General features: G+C 69.1%; 28 protein-coding genes. 20 read left to right on the top strand and 8 right to left on the bottom strand.

What is annotated here, in order from left to right; genetic code table 11:
- Window positions 1-17: 17 nt before the first annotated feature.
- Together ACWIGI_RS30295 and ACWIGI_RS30290 are read left to right on the top strand one after the other, a co-directional pair.
- Window positions 18-695, top strand: a complete 678-nt coding sequence (locus tag ACWIGI_RS30295) for a uracil-DNA glycosylase (protein ID WP_454206063.1) — start codon at window positions 18-20, stop codon at window positions 693-695.
- Between the two features lie 56 nt (window positions 696-751).
- Window positions 752-1,012 carry a hypothetical protein gene (locus ACWIGI_RS30290; RefSeq protein WP_454206062.1) on the top strand — a complete coding sequence of 87 codons (261 nt, stop codon included), beginning with the start codon at window positions 752-754 and terminating at the stop codon, window positions 1,010-1,012.
- Between the two features lie 4 nt (window positions 1,013-1,016).
- Here ACWIGI_RS30290 and ACWIGI_RS30285 read toward each other — a convergent pair whose 3' ends face one another.
- On the bottom strand, window positions 1,017-1,532 hold the full coding sequence (locus ACWIGI_RS30285; RefSeq protein WP_454206060.1) for an N-acetyltransferase family protein: 516 nt from the start codon (window positions 1,530-1,532) through the stop codon (window positions 1,017-1,019).
- Window positions 1,533-1,605: 73 nt separating this feature from the next.
- The gene (gene rpmB, locus ACWIGI_RS30280; protein ID WP_011210730.1) at window positions 1,606-1,797 is read right to left on the bottom strand and encodes a 50S ribosomal protein L28; all 192 of its coding nucleotides are present in this window, start codon (window positions 1,795-1,797) and stop codon (window positions 1,606-1,608) included.
- 457 nt (window positions 1,798-2,254) lie between these two features.
- Between rpmB and ACWIGI_RS30275 the strand changes: the two genes are divergently transcribed.
- Together ACWIGI_RS30275 and recG are read left to right on the top strand one after the other, a co-directional pair.
- Window positions 2,255-3,877, top strand: a complete 1,623-nt coding sequence (locus tag ACWIGI_RS30275) for a DAK2 domain-containing protein (RefSeq protein ID WP_454206120.1) — start codon at window positions 2,255-2,257, stop codon at window positions 3,875-3,877.
- Window positions 3,878-6,163 carry an ATP-dependent DNA helicase RecG gene (gene recG / locus ACWIGI_RS30270; protein WP_454206059.1) on the top strand — a complete coding sequence of 762 codons (2,286 nt, stop codon included), beginning with the start codon at window positions 3,878-3,880 and terminating at the stop codon, window positions 6,161-6,163.
- Between the two features lie 27 nt (window positions 6,164-6,190).
- On the opposite strand, the gene ACWIGI_RS30265 is transcribed toward recG, so the two are convergent.
- Entirely contained in the window at window positions 6,191-7,612 is a 1,422-nt protein-coding gene (locus ACWIGI_RS30265; RefSeq protein WP_454206057.1) for a short-chain fatty acyl-CoA regulator family protein, read from the bottom strand.
- Between the two features lie 256 nt (window positions 7,613-7,868).
- On the opposite strand from ACWIGI_RS30265, the gene ACWIGI_RS30260 reads away from it, so the two are divergent.
- Complete coding sequence (locus tag ACWIGI_RS30260) at window positions 7,869-8,771, top strand: helix-turn-helix domain-containing protein (protein WP_454206055.1); 903 nt, start codon at window positions 7,869-7,871, stop codon at window positions 8,769-8,771.
- A gap of 77 nt (window positions 8,772-8,848) precedes the next feature.
- Here ACWIGI_RS30260 and ACWIGI_RS30255 read toward each other — a convergent pair whose 3' ends face one another.
- Together ACWIGI_RS30255 and ACWIGI_RS30250 are read right to left on the bottom strand one after the other, a co-directional pair.
- On the bottom strand, window positions 8,849-9,409 hold the full coding sequence (locus ACWIGI_RS30255; protein ID WP_454206053.1) for a hypothetical protein: 561 nt from the start codon (window positions 9,407-9,409) through the stop codon (window positions 8,849-8,851).
- On the bottom strand, window positions 9,406-9,975 hold the full coding sequence (locus ACWIGI_RS30250; RefSeq protein WP_454206051.1) for a TetR/AcrR family transcriptional regulator: 570 nt from the start codon (window positions 9,973-9,975) through the stop codon (window positions 9,406-9,408). The genes ACWIGI_RS30255 and ACWIGI_RS30250 overlap by 4 nt, the downstream gene beginning before the upstream one ends.
- 317 nt (window positions 9,976-10,292) lie before the next feature.
- Here ACWIGI_RS30250 and ACWIGI_RS30245 point away from each other — a divergent pair, with 317 nt between their 5' ends.
- From ACWIGI_RS30245 to coaD, 3 genes are all read left to right on the top strand, one after another.
- Entirely contained in the window at window positions 10,293-13,697 is a 3,405-nt protein-coding gene (locus ACWIGI_RS30245) for a pyruvate carboxylase (protein WP_454206050.1), read from the top strand.
- Window positions 13,694-14,278, top strand: a complete 585-nt coding sequence (gene rsmD, locus ACWIGI_RS30240; protein WP_454206048.1) for a 16S rRNA (guanine(966)-N(2))-methyltransferase RsmD — start codon at window positions 13,694-13,696, stop codon at window positions 14,276-14,278. The genes ACWIGI_RS30245 and rsmD overlap by 4 nt, the downstream gene beginning before the upstream one ends.
- 171 nt (window positions 14,279-14,449) lie before the next feature.
- Window positions 14,450-14,941: a pantetheine-phosphate adenylyltransferase gene (gene coaD, locus ACWIGI_RS30235; protein ID WP_454206046.1), complete on the top strand. Its 492-nt coding sequence runs from the start codon at window positions 14,450-14,452 to the stop codon at window positions 14,939-14,941.
- Window positions 14,942-15,102: 161 nt separating this feature from the next.
- On the opposite strand, the gene ACWIGI_RS30230 is transcribed toward coaD, so the two are convergent.
- On the bottom strand, window positions 15,103-16,086 hold the full coding sequence (locus ACWIGI_RS30230) for a hypothetical protein (protein ID WP_454206044.1): 984 nt from the start codon (window positions 16,084-16,086) through the stop codon (window positions 15,103-15,105).
- A 310-nt stretch (window positions 16,087-16,396) separates the two neighbouring features.
- On the bottom strand, window positions 16,397-16,915 hold the full coding sequence (locus ACWIGI_RS30225) for a GtrA family protein (protein ID WP_454206042.1): 519 nt from the start codon (window positions 16,913-16,915) through the stop codon (window positions 16,397-16,399).
- A gap of 321 nt (window positions 16,916-17,236) precedes the next feature.
- Between ACWIGI_RS30225 and ACWIGI_RS30220 the strand changes: the two genes are divergently transcribed.
- The 7 genes from ACWIGI_RS30220 (at window position 17,237) to ACWIGI_RS30190 (ending at window position 22,128) form a co-directional block, all read left to right on the top strand.
- Window positions 17,237-17,992 carry a DivIVA domain-containing protein gene (locus ACWIGI_RS30220; protein ID WP_454206040.1) on the top strand — a complete coding sequence of 252 codons (756 nt, stop codon included), beginning with the start codon at window positions 17,237-17,239 and terminating at the stop codon, window positions 17,990-17,992.
- Between the two features lie 87 nt (window positions 17,993-18,079).
- Window positions 18,080-18,679, top strand: coding sequence for a YceD family protein (locus ACWIGI_RS30215; RefSeq protein ID WP_454206038.1), 600 nt, complete (start codon window positions 18,080-18,082; stop codon window positions 18,677-18,679).
- Between the two features lie 108 nt (window positions 18,680-18,787).
- A complete protein-coding gene (gene rpmF, locus ACWIGI_RS30210) occupies window positions 18,788-18,970 on the top strand; it encodes a 50S ribosomal protein L32 (RefSeq protein WP_354989856.1) in 183 nt (60 codons plus the stop codon).
- 19 nt (window positions 18,971-18,989) lie between these two features.
- On the top strand, window positions 18,990-19,760 hold the full coding sequence (gene rnc / locus ACWIGI_RS30205) for a ribonuclease III (protein WP_379001055.1): 771 nt from the start codon (window positions 18,990-18,992) through the stop codon (window positions 19,758-19,760).
- A 24-nt stretch (window positions 19,761-19,784) separates the two neighbouring features.
- The gene (gene mutM / locus ACWIGI_RS30200) at window positions 19,785-20,642 is read left to right on the top strand and encodes a bifunctional DNA-formamidopyrimidine glycosylase/DNA-(apurinic or apyrimidinic site) lyase (RefSeq protein WP_454206035.1); all 858 of its coding nucleotides are present in this window, start codon (window positions 19,785-19,787) and stop codon (window positions 20,640-20,642) included.
- 139 nt (window positions 20,643-20,781) lie between these two features.
- Complete coding sequence (locus ACWIGI_RS30195) at window positions 20,782-21,363, top strand: dihydrofolate reductase family protein (protein WP_454206033.1); 582 nt, start codon at window positions 20,782-20,784, stop codon at window positions 21,361-21,363.
- 27 nt (window positions 21,364-21,390) lie between these two features.
- On the top strand, window positions 21,391-22,128 hold the full coding sequence (locus ACWIGI_RS30190) for a helix-turn-helix domain-containing protein (RefSeq protein WP_454206031.1): 738 nt from the start codon (window positions 21,391-21,393) through the stop codon (window positions 22,126-22,128).
- On the opposite strand, the gene ACWIGI_RS30185 is transcribed toward ACWIGI_RS30190, so the two are convergent.
- A complete protein-coding gene (locus ACWIGI_RS30185; RefSeq protein ID WP_454206029.1) occupies window positions 22,083-22,658 on the bottom strand; it encodes a dihydrofolate reductase family protein in 576 nt (191 codons plus the stop codon). The two genes, ACWIGI_RS30190 and ACWIGI_RS30185, sit on opposite strands and share 46 nt — an antisense overlap.
- 567 nt (window positions 22,659-23,225) lie before the next feature.
- Here ACWIGI_RS30185 and ACWIGI_RS30180 point away from each other — a divergent pair.
- The 5 genes from ACWIGI_RS30180 to ACWIGI_RS30160 are packed head-to-tail and all read left to right on the top strand — an operon-like array spanning window position 23,226 to window position 26,794.
- Window positions 23,226-24,521 carry an AAA family ATPase gene (locus ACWIGI_RS30180; RefSeq protein ID WP_454206027.1) on the top strand — a complete coding sequence of 432 codons (1,296 nt, stop codon included), beginning with the start codon at window positions 23,226-23,228 and terminating at the stop codon, window positions 24,519-24,521.
- Window positions 24,522-24,556: 35 nt separating this feature from the next.
- Window positions 24,557-24,997 carry a hypothetical protein gene (locus ACWIGI_RS30175; protein ID WP_454206026.1) on the top strand — a complete coding sequence of 147 codons (441 nt, stop codon included), beginning with the start codon at window positions 24,557-24,559 and terminating at the stop codon, window positions 24,995-24,997.
- Entirely contained in the window at window positions 24,994-25,218 is a 225-nt protein-coding gene (locus ACWIGI_RS30170; protein WP_454206024.1) for a DUF2997 domain-containing protein, read from the top strand. Before ACWIGI_RS30175 ends, ACWIGI_RS30170 begins: the two co-directional genes overlap by 4 nt.
- Window positions 25,218-26,144: a hypothetical protein gene (locus tag ACWIGI_RS30165; protein WP_454206022.1), complete on the top strand. Its 927-nt coding sequence runs from the start codon at window positions 25,218-25,220 to the stop codon at window positions 26,142-26,144. Before ACWIGI_RS30170 ends, ACWIGI_RS30165 begins: the two co-directional genes overlap by 1 nt.
- Window positions 26,141-26,794 (top strand): 4Fe-4S single cluster domain-containing protein, encoded by a 654-nt coding sequence (locus tag ACWIGI_RS30160; RefSeq protein WP_454206020.1) that lies wholly within the window; start codon window positions 26,141-26,143, stop codon window positions 26,792-26,794. Before ACWIGI_RS30165 ends, ACWIGI_RS30160 begins: the two co-directional genes overlap by 4 nt.
- Window positions 26,795-26,817 lie beyond the last annotated feature (23 nt).

The following is a 26,817-nucleotide window of genomic DNA, read 5'->3' as shown; positions in this document are numbered from 1 at the left end:
CGATATGTTCTCCCGACATGGGCAACAAACCACTTTCGGAAGTCGTGGATTCGGGTTGGGCGGAGGCCCTCGAACCGGTGGCCGACAACATTGCCGCGATGGGCGAATTCCTTCGCACCGAAAACGCCGAGGGGCGTGGCTATCTCCCCAAGGGGGACGATGTGCTGCGCGCGTTCCAGCGGCCGTTCGACAAGGTGCGGGTGCTGATCGTCGGCCAGGATCCCTATCCGACCCCGGGCCATGCCATGGGGCTGAGTTTCTCTGTGGCGCCGGATGTTTCGCCGGTGCCGCGGAGTTTGAGCAATATTTTCTCCGAGTACACCAAGGATCTCGATCTCCCCACCCCGTCCAACGGCGATCTGTCGCCGTGGTCGGACCAGGGCGTCCTCATGCTGAACCGAGTGCTCACCGTGCAGCCGGGCCAGGCGGCCTCGCATCGCGGTAAGGGCTGGGAGAAGGTGACCGAGCAGGCGATTCGCGCGCTCGTCGCCCGCGATCAGCCGCTGGTGGCGATTCTGTGGGGCCGGGACGCCTCCACCCTCAAGCCGATGCTGGGTAGCACCCCGTATCTCGAATCCGCCCATCCCTCACCGTTGTCCGCTTCGCGCGGATTCTTCGGATCTCGTCCGTTCTCCCGCGCCAACGAATTGCTCGGTACATTGGGTGCCGCGCCGGTGGACTGGCGACTGCCGTAGGGGCATTCGCCGGTCCATTGATTCGGCGGGGATTCGATAGCAATAGGAGCTTGCGTATGCAGAACAAGACCGCCCGTGGTGTTTTCGTCACCCTCGTCGCGGGTGCGGCTCTGGCCGCCCCGGCCGCGGCCAACGCCGCGCCGCTGACGCTGGAGCCCGCGGCTCCCGCGGCCACGACCACCACCAACACCGCGCCGGTGGCCAGCCTGTTCGACACCAACAGCGCGACGACCGCCTCCTCCGGCGTGACCTCGCGGGTGGCGTGCATCTTCCAGTCCCTGAGCCAGCAGCTGGACTGCTTCACGGGACACAACTGAGCCCTCAGCGGCTCGCGCGGCGCACCATTCGTACTTCGGTTGCGAGAGTGAAGGCTTCGAGCCTGCGCTCGCCGTCGAGGTGGAAGCCGAAGGTGCGGTAGAAGGCCAGGGCGCGCGGATTCTCCTCGAACACCCAGAGGTAGGTATCGGCGTCCTCGGCCAGCACCGCGCGCATCAATTCTCTGGAGACACCGGTCCCGTACCACTCGGCGCGTACGTACATCGCGGCGAGTTCGTGTGCGGCGGCCGGTGACTCGTCTCGGGCGGGTCCGCCGCGAGCGAAACCTATGACCGTGCCGGCGGAGTCGGGGCCGGGGACCACCGCGACGACCGTCCGGCCGGTGTCCTCGACGCGCGTGCGCTCCCACTGCGCCGCCCGGCGCCGCACGTCGAAGGCGGCCAGCACGTGGGCGGGGACCAGATCGTGGTACGCCTCACGCCAGCAGGCGATATGGCACGCGGCCAGACCGTCCACGTGTTCGGCGGCGAGTGGCATGACGCGCCAGGCCGGGGTGGTCATCGCACGGTGCCCGGGACGACAAAAACCCCGGATATCCGAAGACTCGGACACCGGGGTTCTCGAAAGCTGGAAATCAGCCGCGCACGACCTTGCCGGCCTTGAGGCAGGAGGTGCACACGTTCATGCGGCGGGTGTTGCCCGGGGCAACCTGCGCGCGCACGGTCTGGATGTTCGGGTTCCAGCGACGGTTGGTGCGCCGGTGCGAGTGCGAAACCGACTTACCGAAGCCGGGGCCCTTGGCGCAAACGTCGCAGACGGCAGCCATAGTCGCGAGCTCCTTCATGTCATGTGAGGACCCACTGCGATAGCGTGTCCGGAATCTAATGTCTTGGTACGTGCCTGCCAGCGATCCGCTGGCGAACGCGTTTCTGAGACCTGAGAGGTTCAGTGCCCGCGTCGGGCAACCGCACAAGACTAACGTCCCCCCGCCCGGCGTGTCCAATTGCCCCCCGTCCGCGACCTCGGGAACACAGACGAACGGCAGGTGAGCGCCGGGTGTCGGCATCGCGGACTAGGCTGACGGCCGGGGTGGACATGGACACGACGTGTGTGGTGGAAGGACGGTGCCGGTGCCCGGGGTAGGGGACGCGCTCGACGGAACTGCGCTGCTGCTGTGGGGCCGGCGCTGCCTGGAAAGTCTGGAACACCATCGCGACGAGATCAACGCCCTGAATGTCTTCCCGGTCCCGGATTCCGACACCGGGACCAATCTGTTCAGCACCATGCGCGCCGCGGTCCGCGCGGCCGACGAACTCGCCGCCGCGAGCGTTTCCGGACGTCCGGCGACCGCGACGCCGGGTGCGCGCGGGGACGGGCCCGGCGCGGCGCGCGCCGAGGGCGCGGTGGACAACCGCCGGGTCGCCGCGGTCGTCGATTCGCCGGTGACCACCGCCCCCGACGGGCTCGCGGCGCGCGGTGTCGCGGGCGCGATGGCCCGGGCGGCGACCGCCGGCGCGCGCGGGAACTCGGGGATCATCCTGTCGCAGGTGCTGCGCGGGGTGGCCGACGCGGTCAGCGACGGTCCGCTCACCGCCGCGAGTTTGCGCGTGGCGCTGCGCCGGGGCGCGTTCCTGGTGCGCGAGGCGCTGAGTTCTCCGGTCGAGGGAACCATGCTCACGGTGCTGGATCGCGCCGCCGTGTGTGCCGACGAATGCCCGGGCTCGAGCCTGCCCGCGGTGGCCGTCGCCGCGGCGGACGGCGCGGCCGAGGCGCTGGGGGAGACGCCGGCGCAACTGGGTGTGCTGCGCCAGGCCGGTGTGGTCGACGCCGGTGCGCGCGGGCTGCTGGTACTGCTGGACGAGCTGGTCCGGGTCACCGGCGGGCAGGTCGCGGCGCGGCCGGAGTACGTGCGCGACGCCGGGGCGGCCCAGCGCGCACACCCCGCGGGCGACGGGCAGGTCGCCGGGGTGGCCCCGGCGCCGGCCGGCCCGATCTGGGGCACCCCGCACTACGAGGTCATGTATCTGCTGGCCGACACCGATCCGGACCGGGTGCGCGCGCTGCGCGATCGGCTCGGCGAACTCGGTGACTCGGTCGTCGTGGTGGGCGACGGCGACGACATGTGGTCCGCGCACGTGCACTGCGCCGACGCGGGTGCGGCCGTCGAGGCCGGGCTGGCCGCCGGGCGGCTCAGCGGAATCCGCGTCGAGACGCTCGACTCCTCGGCGCACGCGCTCGCCGGGCCCGCCGATCGCGCGATCCTGGTGGTCGCCGCGGGCGCGGGCGCGGTGCGGTTGTTCGAGGACGCGGGCGCGGCCGTGCTCGAGGGACGCGAGGGCGAGGTGACCGCCGACGCGCTGCTGAGCGCCATCCGGCGACTGCCCAACCGCGAAGTGCTGGTGCTGCCCAACGGGGCGCTGCCCGCACCCGAACTGCTCGCGGTGAGTGTGGCCGCGCGCGACGGGTATCGCGACGTGCTCATGCTGCCGAGCGGTTCCATGGTGCAGGGCCTGGCGGCGCTGTCCATGCACGACGTCGGCCGGATCGCGGTCGACGACGCCTTCGCCATGTCCGAGGCGGCCGCCGGAACCCGTTGGGGCGCGGTGCGAATCGCGCCGCAGCGCGCGCTGACCATGGTCGGCACCTGCGAGGCGGGCGACGGTCTCGGGCTGGTCGGCCACGACGTGGTGGTGATCGACCGCGACGTGCGCGCGGCCGGCCGCACCCTGCTCGACCGAATGCTGGGCCTGGGCGGGGAATTCGTGACGATGCTCATCGGATCCGATGCGCCGCAAGGACTTTCCGAAGAGTTGACCGAGCACATCGCCGGCGCCTTCCCGGGCGTCGAAGTGGTGGTGTATCCCGGCGGGCAAGCCCGGGATCTGGTGCAGATCGGGGTGGAATAGATGGCGACACTGGGTGATCGGCTCGACCACGTGCTCGGGGTCAAGGCCGCCGAACCGCTGCTCGAATCCTTCGACATGCACACCGTCGAGGACCTGCTGCGGCACTATCCGCTGCGCTATGCCACCCAGGGTCAGCCGCTCACCGAGGAGGCCCCCGAAGAGGGGCAGCACATCACGGTGATGGGCCGGGTCACCAAAACCGAACTGCGCCCGATGAAGAACCGGCGCGGCAGCCTACTCAAGGTGAACCTGGACACCGGCTCGGCCCGCCCGATCGAGGTGACCTTCTTCAACGGCGACAAAGTGCGCTACCTGGTGAAGGAAGGGGTGCGCGCCATGATGTCGGGCACCGTGCACTGGTGGCGGCCCGATCGCTGGAACCTCTCGCATCCGGACTACCTGATCCTGCCGGAGAAGGGCGACGGCTCCCTGGAGAATCTGACCAGCGTGCGCGGCGGCGGCGCGCTGCGCGGGCTGGCGCAGAGCGCGAAAGGCGCGGGCGGGGTGGATGTCTCGTTCTTCGAGCGGGAGTTCATCCCCGTCTACCCGGCCACGGCCAAGGTGCAGAGCTGGGATCTGCTGCGCTGTGTGCGCCAGGTGCTGGACCAGCTCGATCCGATCGAGGATCCGCTGCCGGAGGACCTGCGCGCCGAACACGCCCTGCTCGGGGTGTCCGAGGCGCTGCGGCTGATCCATCTACCCGAGAGCAAGACCGATATCGAACAGGCCCGGGGGCGACTGCGTTTCGACGAGGCCCTGGCCCTGCAGCTGGTGCTGGCCGAACGCCGCCACCGGACCGAGGGCCGGGCGGCCAAGCCCAGCCCGCCGCGCATCGACGGCATCGCCGCCGCCTTCGACAAGCGCCTGCCCTTCGAACTGACCGAGGGCCAGCGCGCGGTCATCGGGGAGATCTCCGCGGACCTCTCGCGCACCCACCCCATGCACCGGCTGCTGCAGGGCGAGGTCGGCTCGGGCAAGACCATCGTCGCGCTGGAGGCCATGCTGCAGGTGGTGGACAACGGTCAGCAGTGCGCCCTGCTCGCGCCCACCGAAGTCCTTGCCGCCCAGCACTATCGGTCGCTGAAGAACATGCTCGGCGATCTCGGCAACGCCGGCGAACTGGGCGCGGAGGACAACGCCACCAAACTCGTGCTGGTGACCGGGTCCATGTCCGTCCCGCAGAAGCGGGCCGCCCTGCTGGACGCGGTCACCGGCGACGCGGGCATTCTCATCGGCACCCACGCGCTGATCCAGGAGTCGGTGGAGTTCTTCGATCTGGGCATGGTGGTGGTCGACGAGCAGCACCGGTTCGGCGTCGAGCAGCGGGACGCGTTGCGCGCCAAGGCCAAGGACGGCATCAGCCCGCATCTGCTGGTCATGACCGCGACCCCGATTCCGCGCACCATCGCCATGACCACACTCGGCGATCTGGAGACCTCCACCCTCACCCAGCTGCCGCGCGGGCGCTCACCCATCACCTCGAAGGTGGTGCCCGCCAAGATGAAACCGGCCTGGGTGGACCGGGCGTGGGAGCGCATCCACGAAGAGGTGAAGGCCGGACGACAGGCGTACGTGGTGTGCTCGCGCATCGGTGACGAGGAGGACAAGCCCGACGCCAAGGGCCGTAAGGGTAAGGCGCGCAAGGCCGAGGAGGAGCTGGAGAAGGAAGGGCCGACAACCCATTCCGCCGTGGACATCTACGAGATGCTGCGCACCGGCGCGCTCGCGGACCTGCGCGTGGGCCTGCTGCACGGGCGGCTGCCCACCGACGAGAAGGACCGCGTGATGCGCGCCTTCAACGACGCCGAGATCGATGTGCTGGTGTGCACCACGGTCGTCGAGGTCGGCGTCGATGTGCCCAACGCCACCGTCATGGCGATCATGGACGCCGACCGGTTCGGCGTGAGTCAGCTGCATCAGCTGCGCGGGCGCGTCGGGCGGGGCAAGCACGCGGGGTTGTGCCTGCTCATCACCGAGACCAATCCGGTGGGCACGGCGATGGCGCGTCTCGAGGCGGTGGCCGCCACCACCGACGGCTTCGAGCTGGCGGTGCTGGATCTGCGTCAGCGCCGCGAGGGCGACGTGCTCGGCTCCGCCCAGTCCGGCACCGCCCGCAGCCTGAAACTGCTCTCACTGCTGGACGATCTCGAAGTCATCACCGCCGCACAGCAATTGGCGCGCGAGGTGGTCGCGTCCGACCCGGGCCTGACCGAACATCAGGGCCTGGCGAGCATGATGCGTGCCGCAGTGGACGGCGAGCGCCTGGAGTATCTGGCCAAGTCCTGAGCGCCGGTGCGCGGTGACGAGCGGCGGTCAGCGAGGTATTCGCGGGTACGGGAGATCGGTGCTGGTGTTCTCGGTGATCGCCAGCGGGCGGCCGATCTGCGGGAAGGCGCGCTGGGTGCACTGGGCGCGTTCGCAGACCTTGCAGCCCGCGCCGATCGGGGTGGCGGCCGCCGGGTCCTCCAGCGGCAGGCCGGTGGAATAGGCCAGGCGGTCCGCGTATTCGATGTCGCACCCCAGCCCGATGACGAAATCCTTTCCGGCCGCGCCGAATCCGGTCGGGGTGGGGGTCGTGGTCCGGGCTATCCAGAGGTAGCGGCGCCCGTCCGGCATGACGGCGATCTGGGTGAGCATGCGGCCCGGGTGGGCGAAGGCGTCGTGCACCACCCAGAGCGGGCAGCTGCCGCCGACGCGGGAGAAGTGAAAAGCCGTGGCGGACTGGCGTTTGGAGATGTTGCCTGCGCGATCGGCGCGAATCAGGAAGAAGGGCACCCCGCGCTGGCCCTGGCGCTGCAGCGTGCTCAGGCGGTGGCACACGGTCTCGAAGCCGACTTCGAATCGCAGGCTCAGCAGGTCGATGTCGTAGCGTAATTCCTCGGCCGAGCGCAGGAACTTGCTGTAGGGCAGTACCAGCGCGCCGGCGAAGTAGTTGGCCAGGCCCACCCGGGCCAGGGTGCGGGATTCGCCGGTGAGCGTGGGGGTTTCGTCGAGCACCTCGTCCAGCAGATTGCCGTGCAGCAGCAGGGCCAGGGTCGTGGCGATCTGGAAGGCGCGCTGGCCGGGCCGGAGTCTTCGGGCCAGGGTGAGGGTCCTGGTCTCCGGATCGTAGTGGCGCTTGGGCACATTCGGATCCGCGCCGTCGCCGCGCACCAGGACGGTGACGCCCGCGCGCTCCTCGGCCACCCGCGCGAGCTGGCGGTCCAGGGAGCCGATGGTCAGCCCGCAGTCCTCGAACAGCCGCTCCGCGGCCAGGTCGAGCTGGGCCACGTGATTGTGGTGATCGTAGAAGAAGTCGCGCACGTCCTCGTACGGCATGGGCACGCCCGGCGCGCCGGCCGGGGTCGCGACCTTGGCGGAGAGGAGATCGAGTTGATCGGTGGCCGCGCGCAGTCGGCGGTGCATGGCCACAACGATTTTCGCGACCTCGGGCATGCGGGTGGCGAGATCTTCCACCTCGGCCACGGGTGCGGCGTTGCCGCCCGCGGCCTCCACCAGAATCTCGTGTAGATCCGAGACGAGGCGGGCGTCGGAGTCGGCGGCGAAGAACTGAACGTCCAGATCGAAGGTGGAGTTCAACTTCAGCAGCACCGGAATGGTGAGAGGCCGTTGATCACGCTCGAGCTGGTTGAGGTAGCTGGGGGACAGATCCAGGGATTTGGCCAAGGCCGCCTGGGTCATCCGCCGTTCCTCGCGCAACCGCCGTAGTCGAGCACCCGCATACATCTTGCGCACAGTGCAGGATCGTACCGATCCTGCTTCGCAAACATCGCAGTATTGACCGGACTGCCTATTACTTCTTATTCCTGCAAGCGGTTTCGCGTTCCGAGCGCGGCTGCGTAGCATGCGAATTCGGGGTTTGGGCACCGTGTCCACCGGGCACTCATCGTACGCGGGGCGTACGTTCGCCGTGGCTGAACCGGGTCCCGAAAACCGACCGGCATCATCCCGGCAGCAGAGTGACCTGAAGTTCGCCGACTAGGAGACCCGCGTGCCCGCTGGCAAGACGGCCGACAGTTCGCCACCCACCCAGCGCGTGATCTCGATCGTGGAATTGCTCGCCGCCCGGCACGGGCCGCTGACCTCCGCCCAGATCGCCGACCGTCTGGAGCTGAATCGCTCCACCGCCGGGGCCATTCTGGCGGCGCTCGTCGAACGGGGCTGGGCGCGACGCCGTCCCGATCTCGGCTACGAAATGGGCCCGGGGCTGGCCGCGCTCGGGCTGCGCGCCGCCGACACGCGCCGGGACCGCGCCTGGATGAACGCCGAACTGGAGCGGCTGGCCGAACGCATCGACTGCGGCGCGGCCCTGACCGCCCTCGACGGCGACTACCTGGAATTCCTCGCGGTCACCCGGGATCGCGTGACCGTCGGCATCGAATCCGGCGCTCGCATACCGCTGCTCGCCCCCGCGGGCGCGGGCATGATCGCGCACGCGAGCCGGGCGCGCCGGCGCGCGTGGCTCGACACCCGCGGCCCCGAACGCCGCGCGGAGTTCGAGGCCGTCCTCGACATCGTCCGCGAGAGCGGGCACTGCGCCTGGCGGCTGGAGCCGGACAGCATGCCCGCGGTCCGCGTTCTCACCGAGGTTGTCGACCGGCTCGCGGAAGTGCCCACCAGCAGCGAACTGCGCGGCCGCGTCCTGGCCCAGCTGGCCACGATCATCGGCAGCGCCTACGACCGGCCCACCCTCGATCGAGATATCGCGTTGCCGCTGAGCTACATCAGCGCACCGGTCTTCGACACCGCGGGCCACGCCGTCATGGAACTCCAGATCGGCCCGCTGCGCCCGGCGGTCACCCGGGCCGAACGCCGTCGCTACTTCACCGAGATCGCGGACACCGCGGGCCGTATCGGGGAAGGGCTGGAACAGCACCCGCGACCTCGCAACTGATCTCATCCGTCGTGATCACGTGCCCTGTGCGTCGCGCAGGGCACGCGCTGCCGTCGGCGTCCGGTTCCCGGCCGAATTCACGCGGCGGCCGGGGCGACGCCACCGGAGACCGGATGCGAATCCTCCGGAAGCAGGTGCGCCAGTAGAAGTTTGATCAGCAGGATGGGCGCGAACCAGGCCAGGGCATGCGGGACCGTGAGCAGGCTGGTGACGCAGACCAGGGCGAAGGCGGTGACGGCGAAAGCGATGGGGCGGCGCAGATCCCGGGGCGCCGCGGTGATCAGCAGGGCGCCGCACAGGGCGGTGGCGTACACGGCCGCGGCGGTGCGCCAGGTGAAATCGGGGGTGACCCAGGCCAGGAGGAAGGGCTGCACGTGGATGGCCACGAAGCCCAGGTGATGGCGTGCGGTCCGGGATTCGCGGTGGAACCAGCGTTTGGCGGAGGTGGTGGCGTTCACGACCGCGCCGCCGAACATGTCGAAGGCGACGAAGGTGATGACCGCGAGGGTGAGCGCGGAATAGCCGGCGTGCGCGCCGAGCGCGAAAGCCGCTGCGGCGCCGAGGAACGCGGCGCCCAGGGCCGTGGTGACCTCGCCCCGGGTGGCGCCGGGCGCGATGAGGCGGTCGGTGAGGGTCATGCGCGTAGTCCTTCCACGCAGAGCTGGACCAGGGGTGTGGCCAGATCGATCAGGGCGAGCTCGGGGTCGAGCAGGGTTTGGATGAGACAGCCTTCGATCGCGCCGACGATGACGGCCGCGTGCGCCGGGCCGATCCCGGCGCGCAGGGCGCCCTCCGCCGCGGCGCGGGTGAGCAGTTCGGCGATGACCGCGCGGTACTCGCGGTACATGGCGGTCATGTCCAGGGGTGGGTTGGCGGCCCACACGTCCAGCAGCACCCGGGCGTGATCGGGATGCGCGGCGAGCAGTTCGACGGTGCCGCGCACCAGGCGTTCGAGCTGGTCGAGGGCGCCGCCCCCACCCAGATCCGCGAGGGTGGCCGCGGACCGGGCGGCGTAGCTGTCGAAGACTCCGGTCAGCAGTTCGTCTCGACTGCCGAAGTACAGGTACACGCTGCCCTTGGCGATGCCGGCCTCGGCGGCGACGTCCTCGATGCGGGAGGCGGCGAAGCCCTTGCGGGCGAACACTTTCGCGGCGGCGTCGAGGATGTGGTCCCGCCGCGCGGCTTTGTCGACGATTTTCGGCACGGTCCAATTATGAATGACCGGTCAGTCATAAACAACACCGAAAGCGCCGGGCTGTTCCGTCGCGCGACCGCGCCCGGTGTGCCGATCGCGCCCGTGCGCGCATCCGCGCCCGAGTTCCGGTGGGTGGGAGGCGGTTGTTCGCCGCCCGGAGTTAGCAAGTCGGCGAATTCGGCGGACCGCGGCGCGCGGACCTCACGATCGGCTATGTGTCCAGGTGATGAACACAAATTCGCAACCGCCCGGTATGTGACTGTGAAGATTGCTGCGAACCGTACTTCGATGCTCGCCCGGCGTGCCGGGGCAGGTACCTTAGGCGGATGTTCTCCAAAGTCCTGGTCGCCAACCGCGGCGAGATCGCCATTCGCGCCTTCCGCGCGGCCTACGAACTCGGCATCGGCACCGTCGCGGTGTTCCCCTACGAGGACCGCAACTCGGTGCACCGGTTGAAGGCCGACGAGGCCTATCAGATCGGTGAGCCGGGCCATCCGGTCCGGGCGTACCTGTCGATCGAGGAGATCATCAAGGCGGCCAAGACCTCCGGCGCCGACGCGATCTACCCGGGTTACGGTTTTCTTTCCGAGAATCCCGATCTCGCCGCCGCCTGCGCGCGCGAGGGCATCACCTTCATCGGGCCCTCGGCGGAGATCCTGGAATGGACCGGTAACAAGGCCACCGCGATCGCCGCGGCCAAGGCCGCCGGGCTGCCGGTGCTCTCCTCCTCCGAGCCGTCCGCCGATGTGGACGAGCTCGTGAAGGCGTCCGAAAGCATGGAGTTCCCGGTCTTCGTCAAGGCCGTGGCCGGCGGCGGCGGGCGCGGTATGCGCCGCGTCGGGGATCCGGCTCAGCTGCGCGAGGCCATCGAGGCCGCCGCGCGCGAGGCGGAGTCGGCGTTCGGCGACCCGACGGTGTTCCTCGAGCAGGCCGTCATCAACCCGCGCCACATCGAGGTCCAGATCCTCGGCGATACGCACGGCAATGTCATCCACCTCTACGAGCGCGACTGTTCGCTGCAGCGCCGCCACCAGAAGGTGATCGAGATGGCGCCCGCCCCGAATCTGGATCCGGAACTGCGGGACAAGATCTGCGCGGATGCGGTGGCGTTCGCGAAGCAGATCGGGTACAGCTGCGCGGGGACGGTGGAGTTTCTGCTCGACGAGCGCGGGAACCATGTGTTCATCGAGATGAATCCGCGTATTCAGGTGGAGCACACGGTGACCGAGGAGATCACCGATGTGGATCTGGTGCAGTCGCAGATGCGGATCGCGGCGGGGGAGTCCCTGCAGGATCTGGGGTTGAGTCAGGACTCGATCGTCATTCGCGGTGCGGCGTTGCAGTGCCGTATCACGACCGAGGATCCGGCCAACGGGTTCCGGCCCGACACCGGTCGTATCACCGGGTACCGCTCGCCGGGTGGCGCGGGCGTCCGCCTGGACGGCGGCACCAACGTCGGCGCCGAGGTCGGTGCCTACTTCGACTCCATGCTGGTCAAGCTCACCTGCCGCGGGCGTGACTTCCAGACCGCCATGGCGCGTTCGCGCCGCGCGGTCGCCGAATTCCGCATCCGTGGCGTGACGACCAACATCCCGTTCCTGCTCGCGGTCCTGGACGATCCGGACTTCCGCGCCGGCCGGGTCACCACCTCGTTCATCGACGAGCGGCCGCAGCTGCTGACGCTCAAGAGCTCGGCCGACCGCGGCACCAAGATCCTGAACTACCTGGCCGACGTCACCGTCAACAAGCCGCACGGCTCCCGGCCCACCGCGGTGTACCCGCACGACAAGCTGCCCGCCCTCGACATGACCGTGCCGCCGCCCGCCGGATCGCGGGATCGGCTCCTCGAGCTCGGACCCGAGGGGTTCGCCCGCGCACTGCGCGAGCAGAAAGCCCTCGCCGTCACCGACACCACCTTCCGCGACGCACACCAGTCGCTGCTCGCCACCCGCGTGCGCACCAACGGCCTGCTCGACGTGGCCGGGCACGTGGCGCGGCTGACGCCGGAGCTGCTGTCCATCGAATGCTGGGGCGGGGCGACCTATGACGTGGCCTTGCGGTTCCTGTACGAGGACCCGTGGGAGCGCCTCGCCGCGCTGCGCGAGGCGGTGCCGAACATCAACCTGCAGATGCTGCTGCGCGGGCGGAACACCGTCGGCTATACGCCCTACCCCGAAAAGGTCACGCGCGCATTCGTTTCCGAGGCCACCGCCACCGGTATCGACATCTTCCGCATCTTCGACGCGCTCAACAACGTCGATCAGATGCGGCCCGCGATCGACGCGGTGCGCGAAACCGGTACGGCCCTGGCCGAAGTCGCCCTGTCCTACACCGGCGACCTGTCCAACCCCGACGAGGACCTCTACACCCTCGACTACTACCTCAAGCTCGCCGAGCAGATCGTCGAAGCGGGCGCCCATGTCATCGGCATCAAGGACATGGCCGGGCTGTTGCGCGCGCCCGCCGCGACGACGCTGGTGACCGCGTTGCGCCGCGAGTTCGATCTGCCGGTGCACGTGCACACCCACGACACCCCCGGTGGTCAGCTCGCGACCTACCTCGCCGCCTGGCAGGCCGGAGCCGACGCCGTCGACGGTGCCTCCGCGCCGATGGCCGGAACCACGAGTCAGCCCGCGCTGTCGGCGATCGTGGCCGCGACCGCGAACTCCCCGCACGACACCGGCCTGAACCTGCAGAACGTGTGCGACCTCGAGCCGTACTGGGAGGCGCTGCGAAAGGTCTACGGCCCCTTCGAATCCGGTCTGCCCGGCCCGACGGGTCGTGTGTACACCCACGAGATTCCGGGCGGTCAGCTCTCGAACCTGCGCCAGCAGGCCATCGCGCTCGGCCTCGGCGATCAGTTCGAGCAGGTCGAAGCGAAATACGCTGCGGCGGACCGCCTGCTGGGTCGTCTGGTCAAGGTCACCCCGTCCTCGAAGGTCGTCGGCGATCTCGCCCTCGCGCTCGTCGGCACCGGCGTGGACGTCGAGGACTTCGCCACCGATCCGGGCCGCTACGACATCCCGGACTCGGTGATCGGGTTCCTGCGTGGAGAACTCGGCACCCCGGCCGGCGGCTGGCCCGAGCCCTTCCGTAGCCGCGCCCTGGCCGGACGCGGCGCGGCCAAGCCGGAAACCCAGCTCACCGCCGAGGACGAGGCGGGCCTGAACGGCACCTCCGAGGAACGCCGCGCCACCCTCAACAACCTGCTGTTCCCCGGGCCCACCTCGGAATTCCTCGCGCACCGCGAGAAGTACGGCGACACCACCAACCTGTCCGCCAACCAGTTCTTCTACGGCCTGCGCCACGACGAAGAACACCACGTGCAGCTGGACAAGGGCGTCACCCTGCTCATCGGGCTCGAGGCGATCTCCGAGCCGGACGAGCGCGGCATGCGCACCGTGATGTGCATCCTCAACGGCCAGCTGCGCCCGATCACCGTGCGCGACAGGTCCATTGCCAGCGAAGTGCCCACCGCGGAGAAGGCCGACAAGAACAACGCCGGTCACATCGCCGCGCCGTTCGCCGGTGTGGTCACCCTCGCGGTGGGCGAGGGCGACACGGTCGCCGCGGGCGACACCATCGGCACCATCGAGGCCATGAAGATGGAGGCCGCCATCACCGCGCCGCGATCGGGCCGGGTGCGGCGCGTCGCGATCGGCAAGGTGCAGCAGGTGGAAGGCGGCGATCTGCTGGTGGAGGTCAGTCTCACCGAGGCCGCGGCCGAGTGACACGCATCGTCGCGGGCACCGCGGGCGGACGCCGGTTGCGCGTTCCGCCCGCGGGCACCCGCCCGACCTCCGACCGGGTGCGCGAGGCGCTGTTCAACCTGGTCTTCTCGCGCATGGACTTCGACGGCCTGCGCGTACTGGACCTGTACGCCGGATCCGGCGCGCTCGGACTGGAAGCGCTGTCCCGCGGGGCCGCACACGCGCTGCTCGTGGAAGCCGACCGCAAGGCGGCGGCGGTCGTCCGCGGCAACATCGACGATCTCGCCCTGCCCGGGGCGGACCTGTGCGCGAACACCGTCGCCGCGGTCCTGGGCCGGCCCGGGCACGCGTCCGCGCCGCCGGGCGCGCCGTACGACCTCGTCTTCTCCGATCCGCCGTACGACGTCGACGTGGCCGACGTGCAGGCCGATATCGCGGCGCTGGCCGAGGGCGGCTGGCTGGCCGAGGGCGCGCTGTTGATCATCGAGCGCTCCACCCGCTCGCCACAGGTGGACTGGCCCGCGGGTTTCACCCCGGAGAAGTCGCGCAAGTACGGCGAAACCCGTTTGGACATAGCCGAATACCTCCCCGTCGCCGAATAGCGCGCGGGTGACTTCACGTCGTCCGCGGGGCTCGCACTCCCGACGGACGGCCTCGGGTGCGACGTCCGCTGCCAGCGGCTCTGTCGCCCTTCGGTGTGCGCCGCACGGGGCCGACCGGCCCCGGCCCGGGCGCACCCGAACGGACGGCACGGTCTGCGGTACCGTGCGGCCATGGCTGGAGCATTGTGCCCGGGTTCGTTCGACCCGGTGACCAACGGACATCTCGACGTGTTCAACCGGGTGGCCGAGCAATTCGACGACGTCGTGGTGACGGTGGTGATCAACCCCAACAAGCAGGGCATGTTCAGCGTCGAGGAGCGCATGGACCTGATTCGCGAGGTCACCGCGCACCTGCCCAACGTGCGGGTGGAATCCTGGCGGGGCCTGCTGGTGGACTTCGCCAAGGAGCAGGGGATCACCGCCATCGTCAAGGGTCTGCGCGATGCCACCGACTTCGGTTACGAGCAGCAGATGGCGCAGATGAACCGCAAGCTCACCGGCGTGGACACCTACTTCATCGCCACCAACCCGCTCTACGGATTCGTCTCGAGCTCCCTGGTGAAGGAGGTCGCCACCCTCGGCGGCGACGTCACCGACCTGCTCCCGCCCGCGGTCCACAAGGCTCTGCTCGCCCGCATCGCGGAACGGCAGGCGGCGAAGTAACCGGCCGGCCTCCCCGCGCCGGACCGCCGCGTGCTGGGCGGGCACTCGGAACCGAACGGAGCGCATGCCGACTTCGTAGTGCCGCGCAACCGAACCGCGGCGAGGGAAACCGCCCCGAACCCGCACGAGCGTTGCTCCCGGCGCTCGTGCGGGGAACGTCCTCACAACGGGTGCAGCGTCGTTCGCCGCGGCTCGGGGACTGTGCCGGGGTCGATCCGGCCGTCGAAACGGCGGCCGCCGGGGCGCGCGAGCGCCGCGTACAGGCGGTGCGCGGGACCGCTGCCCGCCAGATCGGACCAGGTCCAGCGGACGACCCGTAACCCGAGCGCGCGCAGGTGGTGATCGCGAATCATCTCCCGGCGCACCACCTCCGCGACGTCGTCGCCGGGCCGCACCCGCCGCCCGAAGCGGATCGGGCCGTCGAATTCGCAGACCACGCCGGTGTTCTCGTAATAGAACCCGACCCGCGCCACGAACCTGCCGTCGGCGGTCACGACGTCGCCGCGGGTGCGTGGCGCCGGTAGCGCCATCCGGCGCAACATGATTCGGCTCAGCGACTCCCCGGCGCCGCCGCTGCGGCCGTCCAGGAACGCGATGACCTGTTTGGCCTGGGCGATGCCGTGCCTGCCCGCGGCCCGGGAAAGCTCGTGCGCCAGTTCACCGCCGCCGATGCCGAACATGCCGACCAGCGCGTCGCCCGCCACCACCGCCGACTCGAACGGCAGGCTCAGCGCCAGGTCCACCACCGTGCGGGCGGGCGGGGTCAGCAGCAGTCCGTGCCAGCGCACGGCCGCGTGCAGGGGTGAACCGTGCACCCGCGTCAGGGGCCGAGTCCGCCCGCCGCCCCGGCGATTACGCGTGACGCACACCCGGTCCAGGGGCGTGCGCCACAGCGGCGCGCCGTACAGCAGCGCCGCGGATTGGTGGCTCACCACCGTCTCCCCGGCCATGTCCGGTAGCACCGCCTCGATCAGCATCCGGTGCCGCGCGCGCGAATCGGGTAGCGAGGCGTGCGGGCCGCCGCGCCCCTCGGGTGGTCGCCACCCGAGACCCCTTGTCGCACAGGCTCTCGTCACCCCGGTGCGCGGGCCCGTCCGTACCGCGGCCCGCTCCCGGCCGCCGCCCGCCGGCTCCGGGGACGTCATTCCCCCTCCTCGTGCTTGCGTGGCCGGCCCGGCCGTCGATGGTGTCGCACACAGCAATCGCTCTCCCGCCCCACCGGCCGCCGCGGACCGGGTCCGTGCGCGTCCCGCCGTCCGCCGAGGCATCCGTGCCCGTGCCGCATAGCGAAAACCCCTCTCGTAGGTCGATGCTGGTTTTGACGCAGCTCCCGGCGAGACGGTTCCACCACCCCCGGAAATGCCGAATCCCCGTACCACTTGCCGGATTTCGACCGGATCGTGGTGACGGGGACGCAGGGGAATCGACGGGGGAGAACCCCGGCGGATGAAGGTCTCAGAAGACCCAGAGCCGCAGGGTCAGAAAACGCATGGTGCCGACCGCGGCGGTGATCGCCAGTACCGCGCCGGCCTGCGCGAGATCGCTCAGTCCGGGGGCGGTGCTCTGCAGGATCGCCAGCCCGCCCGAGGTGATGGCCAGTCCGGCCAGGGCCAGGCCGCCGCCCTCGAGCTGCGCGGTGAACCAGCGGACCCGGCCCGCGGCGTGGAAGGTGAGCCGGCGGTGCAGTTCGTTGGCCAGCGCGGTGCTCACCACGGATCCGGCCAGATTGGCCAGCTGCGGGCCGCCGCCGTAGAAGGCGAGGAACAGCAGCAGGTAGCCGATATTGCTGAGGCCACCGACCGCGGCGAATCGTACGAGCTGGGCGAGGGCGTGATCGCTGCGGATCCAGGCGCCGAACTGTCCGGTCCAGCGTGCCCCGACGCCGCGGACGACGTCGGCGCCGTACGCGTAGGTGTCGATCAGGGTGGGCACGGGCAACATCGGGGCCCGCTGCGGGATGTCCAGGACAGCCATTGTCTTTTCCCATCGAACACGTCGGGCCCGGCCCGGCGGAGTGTCCCTCACTTCGAACACTCGGTACTATGTGTTCAGTATCGACTGAACAAAGCGAACAGTCAATCCCGTTGTCGCCGCGGGCTCCGCTGCCCCGGCAACACTTTCTTGCTCAATGAATGTAACACCAACTGGAGGCGTTTCCTCCACTTCTTTTTGTGGTCTATGAAACAGCAACGCGACACGCCGTGTCGCACGTGTTGACAGCCGCTCGGCAGGCAGACTGGCAAGAACGGAGAACCTCGCCGTGGGAGTCCTGGCAGGAAAGAGGGGATAGCAGGCATGTACCGGGTATTCGAAGCGCTCGACGAGCTCGTGGCCATCATCGAGGAGGCGCGGGGCATCCCGCCGACCCGCAACTGCATCGTGCCGCGCGGTGAGGTGCTCGAACTACTCGACGACGTCCGCGAGGCCCTGCCGGGCGAACTCGACGACGCCCAGGACGTGCTCGATCACCGCGACAAGATCGTCACCGATGCCCGCAACGCCGCCGAGACCGCCGTGACCGGCGCGAACGAGCAGGCCCACAACACCATCACCGGCGCCCGCGACGAGGCCGACCGCATCCTCGCCGACGCCAAGGCGCACGCGGACCGCATGGTCGCCGAGGCCCGCGCCCACGCCGAGCACCTGGTCAGCGACGCCGAGGCCGAGGCCGAGCGGGTCGTCACCGAGGGCAACCAGGAATACGAGATGGTCACCGGCCGCGCCCGCAGCGAGGCCGATCGCATGACCGCCGCCGGTCAGGCCGCGTTCGATCGCTCGGTCGCCGACGGCAAGGCCGAACAGGAACGCCTGGTCTCGGCGACCGAGGTGGTCCGGGCCGCGCACGTGGAATCGGCCCGGCTCATCGACACCGCCCAGGCCGACTCCGATCGACTGCGCACCGAATGTGACGAATACGTCGACGCCAAGCTCGCCTCCTTCGAGGAGACCCTGAGCAACACCCTGCGCATCATCGGCAAGGGCCGCAGCCAGGTTCGCCCGCCCGCGCCGACCTCGCACATCCCGGATTACGCCGCGGAGTTCGGCCGCTGATCGGCCGCCCCCCGATTGGGCTCTGAGCGTGCGCTTCGGTATTGTGGGGTGGTTGCCCATTCCACACCCGAAGGTGAGTGAACCTTGATGTCCGCCGATTCCGGCTCCACGCCTCGTCACCGTCGCACGACGGCCGACGACGCGGGCTTCAACCTGGATACGCGACGTCTGGGGCGCAAGCCGGGCTCGATCCTGCCCGTGCACCGCACCTTCGCCATCGATGAGCGCATCGGCCTGGAAATGGTCGGCATCCCGGCGGGCGCCGAGGTCGAACTCGACGTCAATCTGCAGTCGGTGTCCGAGGGCGTACTGCTCATGGGCACCCTGCGCGGACCCGTCGAGGGCGAATGCTCACGATGCCTCGAACCCTTCGCCGATTCGATCGAGTTGCAGCTCACCGAACTGTTCGCCTACCCGGACAGCGCGACCGAGCAGACCACCGAGGAAGACGAGATCCATCGTCTGGTGGACGACATGATCGAACTCGAGCCGGTGGTCATCGACGCCGTCGGACTGGAACTGTCGCTGCAGCCGGTGTGCGAGCCCGATTGCCCGGGATTGTGCGCCGAATGCGGCGTCCGGCTGGCGATTGCGGAATCCGGCCATGGTCATGAGATACTTGACCCTCGCTGGGCCGGGCTCGCGAAATTCGATGTCGTGGATGGCGAGAAACCGTCCGCGAACTAGCCCCTCGGCTGCGGTGTCCTCGTACATCGCGCCGAACCCCATCAGCGCAGCTTTCACCCTTGCGGACCACGGTGGTTCCGTGAGTATGAGGACAGAGGAGAAGTAGTCGTGGCCGTTCCGAAGCGCCGGATGTCCCGTTCCAACACCCACTCGCGCCGGAGCCAGTGGAAGGCCAGCGCGCCTACCCTGATCACCTGCCCGAACCGCGCCTGCGGCCAGGCCACCCTGCCGCACATCGCGTGCCCCTCCTGCGGCACCTACAAGGGCCGTCAGATCACCGCCGCGGTCTGATTCTCTGATCCAGCCGATCGTGACCGCCAGCAAGGACGCGGCGGAGGCGCCCGCCGTGGGTGACTCCGCCGACCATTCCAGCCTGCTCGAAGCGCTCGGCGTCGGCCTGCGACCGGACCTGTTGCGCCTCGCGCTCACCCACCGGTCGTATGCCTACGAGAACGGCGGGCTGCCGACGAACGAGCGCCTGGAGTTTCTGGGCGACTCGGTGCTCGGCCTGAGCATCACCGAACGCCTGTACCTGGAGCATCCGGATAAATCCGAGGGCGAACTCGCCAAGCTGCGCGCCAGTGTGGTCAACATGCACGCGCTCGCGGAGGTGGCTCGCACCCTCGGCGCCGGTGGTCTGGGCCGGCATCTGTTGCTCGGCAAGGGCGAAGAGCTCACCGGTGGCCGGGACAAACCCAGCATTCTCGCCGACGGTATGGAATCGCTGCTCGGGGCAGTACACCTCGAGCACGGAATCGATACCGCGCGGACCGTGGTGCTGCGGCTGTTCGCCGAGCTGCTCGAACGCGGCCCCCGCATGGGCGCCGGGCTCGACTGGAAGACCAGCCTGCAGGAGCTGACCGCCGAGCGAGGCATCGGCGTCCCCAGCTACGAAATCACCTCCACCGGACCGGATCACGACAAGGAGTTCACCGCCACGGCGGTGATCGGTGGCCGGTCCTACGGGCAGGGTGTCGGGCGTTCCAAGAAGGAAGCCGAGCAGAAGGCCGCGGGCGCCGCGTACCAGGCTCTGAATGATCAGAACGCCGAAAACGGTACCGCCGCCGACGGTTCGGCGTAATCGGGCCGGGACTATCATTCTCCCGTGCCCGAGCTGCCCGAAGTAGAAGTCGTACGGCGCGGTCTCACCGAACACGTGGTGGGCCGCGTCGTCACCGCCGTCACGGTCCGCCATCTGCGCTCGGTCCGGCGGCACATTCCCGGCGGCGACCATCTGGCCGCCCGGTTGACCGGCCTGCGGGTCGAATCCGCGCGGCGGCGCGGCAAATTCCTGTGGCTCACCTTCGACGAGCCCGATACCTCGCTCGTGGTCCATCTGGGCATGAGCGGGCAGATGCTGGTGCAGCCCGCCGATTCCCCGCGCGAGAAGCACGCCCACATCATCGCCACCCTCGACTCGGGGGACGAGCTGCGATTCGTGGATCAGCGCACCTTCGGCGGCTGGCAGCTGGCGGATCTGGTCGAGGTGGACGGGACGCTGGTGCCCGAGCCGGTCGCGCACATCGCGCGCGATCCCCTCGACCCGCTGTTCGACGCCGACGCGGTCGTCAAACGCTTGCGCGCCAAGCAATCCGAGATCAAGCGGCTGCTGCTGGATCAGACCGTCGTCTCCGGCATCGGCAACATCTACGCCGACGAAGCGTTGTGGCGGGCCAGGATTCACGGTGAGCGGGTCGCGGCCAAGCTGACCCGGCCGGCTCTGACCGGCCTTCTGGCAGAGGCGAGTTCGGTCATGAGCGACGCGCTGCTGGCCGGGGGCACCTCGTTCGACGCGCTCTACGTGAACGTCAACGGGCAGTCCGGCTACTTCGAGCGGTCGCTCAATGCCTATGGCCGCGAACACGAACCGTGCCGGCGCTGCGGTGCGCCCATGGCGCGGGAGAAGTTCATGAACCGCTCGTCGTTCTCCTGCCCGCGCTGCCAGCCGCGGCCGCGGGTCTGACGGTTCCTGACCGGTACCGCCACCGTACTGACGGTCCGCGCCACCCTCGGGTCCGCTCTTCGGAAGAGCGTCCCCGCGCCCGGCTGTGAAGCGCTACCGTTTTCAGTAGCGGCACGCGTGGTGTCGGCTGGAGGGATCAATGCGCAAACTGACCTACTACGTGGCGGCCACCATCGACGGCTTCATCGCCTCGGAAGACGGCGCCGTCGACTTCTTCCCCGTCGGGGGTGATCACGGTCCCGCGATCACCGCTCAATACCCCGAGACCCTGCCCACCAAGGTGCGGGAGGCGCTCGGGGTGGCACATCGCAGCACCACCTTCGACACGGTGATCATGGGCCGGAAGACCCATGATTTCGGGGTTCGGACCGGCACCTCCAGCCCGTACTCGCACCTACGGCAGTTCGTGGTCTCGCAGGCCCTGCCCGAGAGCCCGGATCCCGACATCGAGCTGATCTCCGCGGATCCGCTGGCCCGGGTGCGCGAGCTCAAGCGGGAGAAGGGGCTGGGCATCTGGCTGTGCGGCGGCGGTGAGCTCGCGCAGACGCTGCTGCCGGAGATCGATCAGGTGTTCCTCAAGCTCTACCCGATCGTGCTCGGCTCGGGCCGGCCGCTGTTCGGCGCGGGCGGGAAGCTTCCGGAGGCGACCCGGTTCCGGGTGCTCACCAGCCGGGTGTTCGAGGACGGCGTGGCGTTCCTGAAGTACAGCCGTATTCGCTGAGCGCTCGCTCGCACTAGGATTCGAGCGGTGGGATTGTCGTTCGAGACCCGCGGGTCGGATTCACCCTGGATCGACATCGTGTGGACGTGCCGCAGCGAGCAGGTCACGGAGATGACCTCCGTGGCCTCGGAGACCGTCGGCCTGGTGTTCTGGGAGCAGCGCGGCGTTCGGTACGCCAGCGTCACCGGGCCCGAGAATCGTTGCGGCACAGCACCGGTGCCCGAGGGCGCGCACTTCGTGGGCATCCAGTTCGCGGTGGGCACCGCGCTGCGCATGGTGGCCACGCCGCAGCTGCTCAACGGCGGGGTACTGCTGCCCGATGTCGGCGATCGCACCTTCGCGCTGGACGGCGACCACCGGGAGACCCCGCACGCCGACGACGCCGAGGCGCTGGTGGCCAGGCTGGTGCGGGACGGCGTGCTGGTCCGTGATCCGCTGGTCGCGGACCTGCTGCGCGGACATCGCCCGGCGGCGGCCGAACGCACGCTGGAGCGGCGTTTCCGGGCGGCGACCGGGCTGACCCAGGGCGCCGTGCGGCAGATCGGGCGCGCGCGGACCGCGGCGGTGCTGCTGGCCGGCGGCGAGACCGCGAGCGCGGTGGTGGACAAGCTCGAGTACTACGACGAACCCCACCTGGCCCGCGCGCTGCGCAAGTACATCGGGCGTACCGCGCAGCAACTGCGGTCCGGCGGCGGCGGGAACATCGCCCTGGACCCGGGTCAGCGCACGACCTCGTACACCAGCTTGCTGACGCCGTTGGAGTAGTTGGCGGACTCGCGCAGGCGCAGCTGCTGCTTGTCCCGGTCCGAGCGGCTGAACAGGCTCTTGCCCGCGCCCAGCAGCACCGGGAAGACGAGCAGGTTGTAGCGGTCGATCAGGTCGGCGTCGGAGAGGTTGCGGGCGAGTTCGGCGCTGCCGTGGATGAAGATGGCCCCGCCCTCGGTCTCCTTGAGCTTGGCGACGTCCTCGATCGAGCGCAGGATCGTGGTCGGCCCCCAGCCGTCGAGCAGGTCGTCCTCGCCGAGTCCGGTGGAGAGCACGTACTTGGGCAGGTCCTTGTACGCGATGTGGTCCTCGGATTCGCGCCAGAACGGCGCGAACGCCTCGTAGCTGCGCCGCCCGAACAGCAGCGCGGTGGTGTCGGCGAGTTCCTCCCCCTTGAGCGCGTACGCCTCGGGCACGAACTCGGTCTCCATCACCCACCCGCCGCTACGGTGCCCCTCGACCTTGCCCCCGGGCGAGTCGACGACGCCGTCGAGCGACATGAATCCCGTGTAGACCAGTTCGCGTGCCATGGTGTTCCTCCTGATGTCCGGGGCGGTGTGTCCGCCGCCGTGCTGGTGATCATCAGCCTAGGAGGGTGGCATGCCCCGGGTCTTGGACGAAACCGGCACGTTTCGGCGCCCGTGTTTCGGGCCGATCGGTGCTGTGAACTCCTCGGGCGGGTGATGTCGCCGAGTCGCCGACAGTCCCCATCGGCACCACGAGCGGACCCGCAGGAGGTTGCCCGGTAACGCGCCGGGCGCGAACCGCGTCGCGGGTTCGGACCCCGACGCTCGAAGTCCGCGAATGCTTCGATCCAAGCGCGCGGGAGCAGCGTTTACCATCGGCGGATGCAACCGTTCCATCGCATCCTGACCCAGTTGTTGCAGGCCCGATTTCCACTCCTCTATGTCGAATCGTTCGAGGAGCGGCGGGTTCTCGACGAGATCGTGGTGGCGGCACAGGGGATGAAGACGCCGCGGCCGGTGTGGCGGTGGTCGCTGACCGATGGACTGTGTCGGTTCGGTGAGTCGGCCGAGCGGGGCACCAACGATCCCACCGCGGCGCTGCGGGCGGTGCAGCGGGTTCAGGAGCGGGCCGTGTTCGTCTTCCACGACCTGCACAGTTTCCTCGGGGAACAGGGGCGGCCGGCGGATCCGCAGGTGGTTCGGATACTGCGGGATCTGGTGGCGGCCTTCCGGGAAGGCCACGTGGCACGCACGCTGGTCGTCGTCGCGCCGGTGCTGCGGATTCCGCCGGAGATCGAAAAAGACGTGACCATAGTCGATTTCGCTTTGCCCGGGGAGGCGGATATCCGGCGACTACTGGACGGGATGATCTCGCAGAACGCAGATATGGTGCCGGTGCGGCTCGACGGACGGGGACGGGATCGGCTGACCAAGGCCGCGCTCGGGCTCACACTGGCTGAAGCCGAGAACGCGTTCGCGCTGGCGATGGTCGGTGGGACGGACCTGACGCATTCGGGCGTCGAAGTGGTGCTGGAGGAGAAGGCTCAGACGATCCGGAAGTCGGGACTGCTCGAGCTGGTGCGCACCGATATCGGGCTCTCCGATGTGGGTGGGCTCTCGGTGTTGAAGACATGGCTGGGCAAACGTCAGGACACATGGCTGTCCGAGGCTGCCACTTACGGGCTTGCCGCGCCCAAGGGGGCACTGATCACCGGTGTGCCGGGGTGCGGAAAGTCGTTGACCGCCAAAGCCGTTGCCTCAGCGTGGGGGTTACCGCTGATCCGACTGGATATCGGCAGGGTTTTCGCGGGGCTGGTCGGCGCCAGCGAGCATAATATGCGCTCGGCCATCGCCACGGCAGAGGCGTGCGCGCCCTGTGTGCTCTGGGTGGACGAGATAGACAAGGCGTTCGCGGGGGCCGGCACCACCGGCGACACCGGAACCAGTTCGCGGGTGTTCGGCACATTCCTGACCTGGATGCAGGAGAAGACCGCGCCCGTATTCGTCATGGCGACAGCGAATTCCATCGAGAACCTGCCGCCCGAGTTCCTGCGTAAGGGGCGATTCGACGAGATCTTCTTCGTCGACCTGCCGGGCCACGTGGAACGGCAGGCGATTTGGCGGCTGCACCTGACGCGACGGCTCACCGGCCCGGCCGCAGGACTCGCGATCACCGATCAGCTGCTCGCGGAGTTGGCCACGGCCAGTGGCGAATTCTCCGGCGCCGAAATCGAACAAGCAGTGGTGGCGGGATTGTTCGACGCCTACTCCGAGCGCAGGTCGCTGGCCGCCTACGACCTCTTCCACGCTGTGGAGAACACGGTGCCGCTGGCCACGCTGCACCAGGAACAAGTCACGGGCCTGCGGGAATGGGCGAAATTGAGAGCGGTATCCGCATCGTCGATGGAATTTCCTGGCGATCGTTAAGCTGATGAAAAGAACTGTGAGGAAGGCTTACCCGCATGAGTATTTCGCTGGTTCTCGTGCCGCTCGCGGTCGCAGCGGCTACCAAGGCGGCCACCGCCGGAGGTCCCACGCGATCCAATACCTGCACGGTCTCCACCCGCCTACGTGATCCCCGGCTGCTGACGCTGGCTCTGGGCGATACGGGAGCGACGGCCACCGCATCCGGACCCGACGCTATCGACGCTGCCTGGACGGACATTGTCGCCCAGCTCCGGCGCGGCCCCGACGGCATCTGGCAGGCGCACTTCACCGGCACCGGCGACGAACAGCGCTGTGTCGAGAAGGTTCTCGCTGTCGATCGCGCCTACGGACAGCGCGTGCAGGCCGAGGTGGTTCACAAGCTTCGCGACCGAGCACCTCGAGCCGGGATGACCCTGGTGTCGGAAACCGTCGACGCCGACCGCTCGGTCACCATGGTCCTGGAGGTGCGGCGGTGAGCGAACCGGTACGCATCACGGTGGTGGTCGGGCCGGACGGCCAGATCCGCGCCGAAACCCACAATGTGGTCGGTGAACGGTGCCTGCCCTACGTTCAGCTGCTCGAGGATCTGCTCGATGCGACCACCAGCGAGAGCGATTACACCGCCGACTGGTGGAAAGCTGTTCCCACACAAAGTGTCCACGTCGACGCCGACCCTATTCGGTTGCGCGAGCAGTGATGCGGACGCCTGAAGCGCTGCTCGCTGATCGCGGTTGGCGGATCCGCAACAGCCTGTGGGTACTGGGGGTCGGTGCCCTCGGATGCCTCAACTGGGCGTGCTTCCTCTATATCGCCGTGCGCACCCGGCATCGCGCATACTGGGTGGCCGCGTTCGCCTATGTCGCTGCGGCGGTGATCACCATCGTGCTGATCGAATTGCAGGGGCCGACCGAAGAAGAGGTCGCCAAAGGCTCGCCTCCACCGACCGCGACACAGGAGACCATCTCCTCCTGGATGGCCGGTTTCGTCCTCGCCGTGTGGATCGGGGGTATCGTGCACGCCTTGCTGATTCGACCGCGCTACCTGGAGTTGCTCGCACAGCGCCAGACCGGCAGTCAGACGTCACTGACCCCGGCCTATCCGAATCCGATAGCAGCGCAGCAGTATCCGAGCTGGATGTCGGACAGCACGCACGCCTACTGGGGTCCAACACCTGGAGGAGCGGAACCCGCCCCATTGGCGGCCATGCCCAATCCGGGGGCGCAGACGCCCGCTGCCGCGCCTGACCGCTGGGGACAGGCACCCGGTCACGCAACCGATCCCCGTACACAAGCATCCTTTGCCGCGCCCGATTCCCGGACACGAACACCCTCCACCGCGACCAACCAGTGGGGGCAAGCACCCGGTGCTGGAACCGGATCCCGGGTGCACGTGCACACCGCGTCACTCACCGAACTGGCTGGGGCCGGCCTGTCGCACCAGGAAGCCGAAGCGGTTCTCCGCGCGCGCATGAAGCCCGGTGGTATCAGGAATCTAGTCGAATTCGCTGCCGTCACCGGGGTGAAGCCGCACCGCTTGCACGCCCTTGCCGACCGCCTGGACCTGACGCACCAGGCCGAATCACCGCCGCCCGCGAAGCTCTTGGGCCGCCGGCTGGACCTGTGATCCCCGCCGAGATCGCACCGGACGTGCTGCGCGTCAGCCGGGTGGTCACCGCCACCGCGGCGGAAGGCCCCGGCCTGCGCACCGCGATCTGGGTGCAGGGCTGCACAATTCGCTGCCGAGGCTGCTTCAACCCGCAGATGTGGGCAGCCGAGGGCGCGACGGTGGTGCCGGCGGCCACCTGGACAGCCAGCCTGCTCGAGGCCGCGAACGACGCCGGTGTCGAGGGGATCACCCTGCTCGGCGGCGAACCCTTCGAACAGGCTGCACCGCTGGCCGGCCTGGCTACGGCCGCTCGCGCACAGGGTCTTTCGGTCATGACCTTCACCGGCTACGACCACGCAGACCTGCGTGAATGGTCGACCACCCGTGGGGACATCGCCGCACTGCTACAGCAGACCGACCTGCTCGCCGACGGCCCCTTCCTCGCCGATCACTTGGACCCCACCCGCCCCTGGATCGGCTCTACCAATCAGCACCTGCGCGCCCTCACCGACCGATACCGCCACTTCGACTTCGTCACCACACCGGACCGCATCGAGGTCCGGGTCACTGCCGAAGGTTCGATTGCCGTCAACGGCTGGCATGACATCGACGCACTGGACGAACTCCTCGACGGACTCGGCACTCGAGCCGACCGGCCAAGGCGATAGCACGCTCTCTTCCTTTGAAGTCC

The organism is Nocardia sp. NPDC055321 (genome assembly GCF_053645575.1).
The sequence above is the reverse complement of the archived record's forward strand: the minus strand, read 5'-3'. Positions and strand labels throughout refer to the sequence as shown.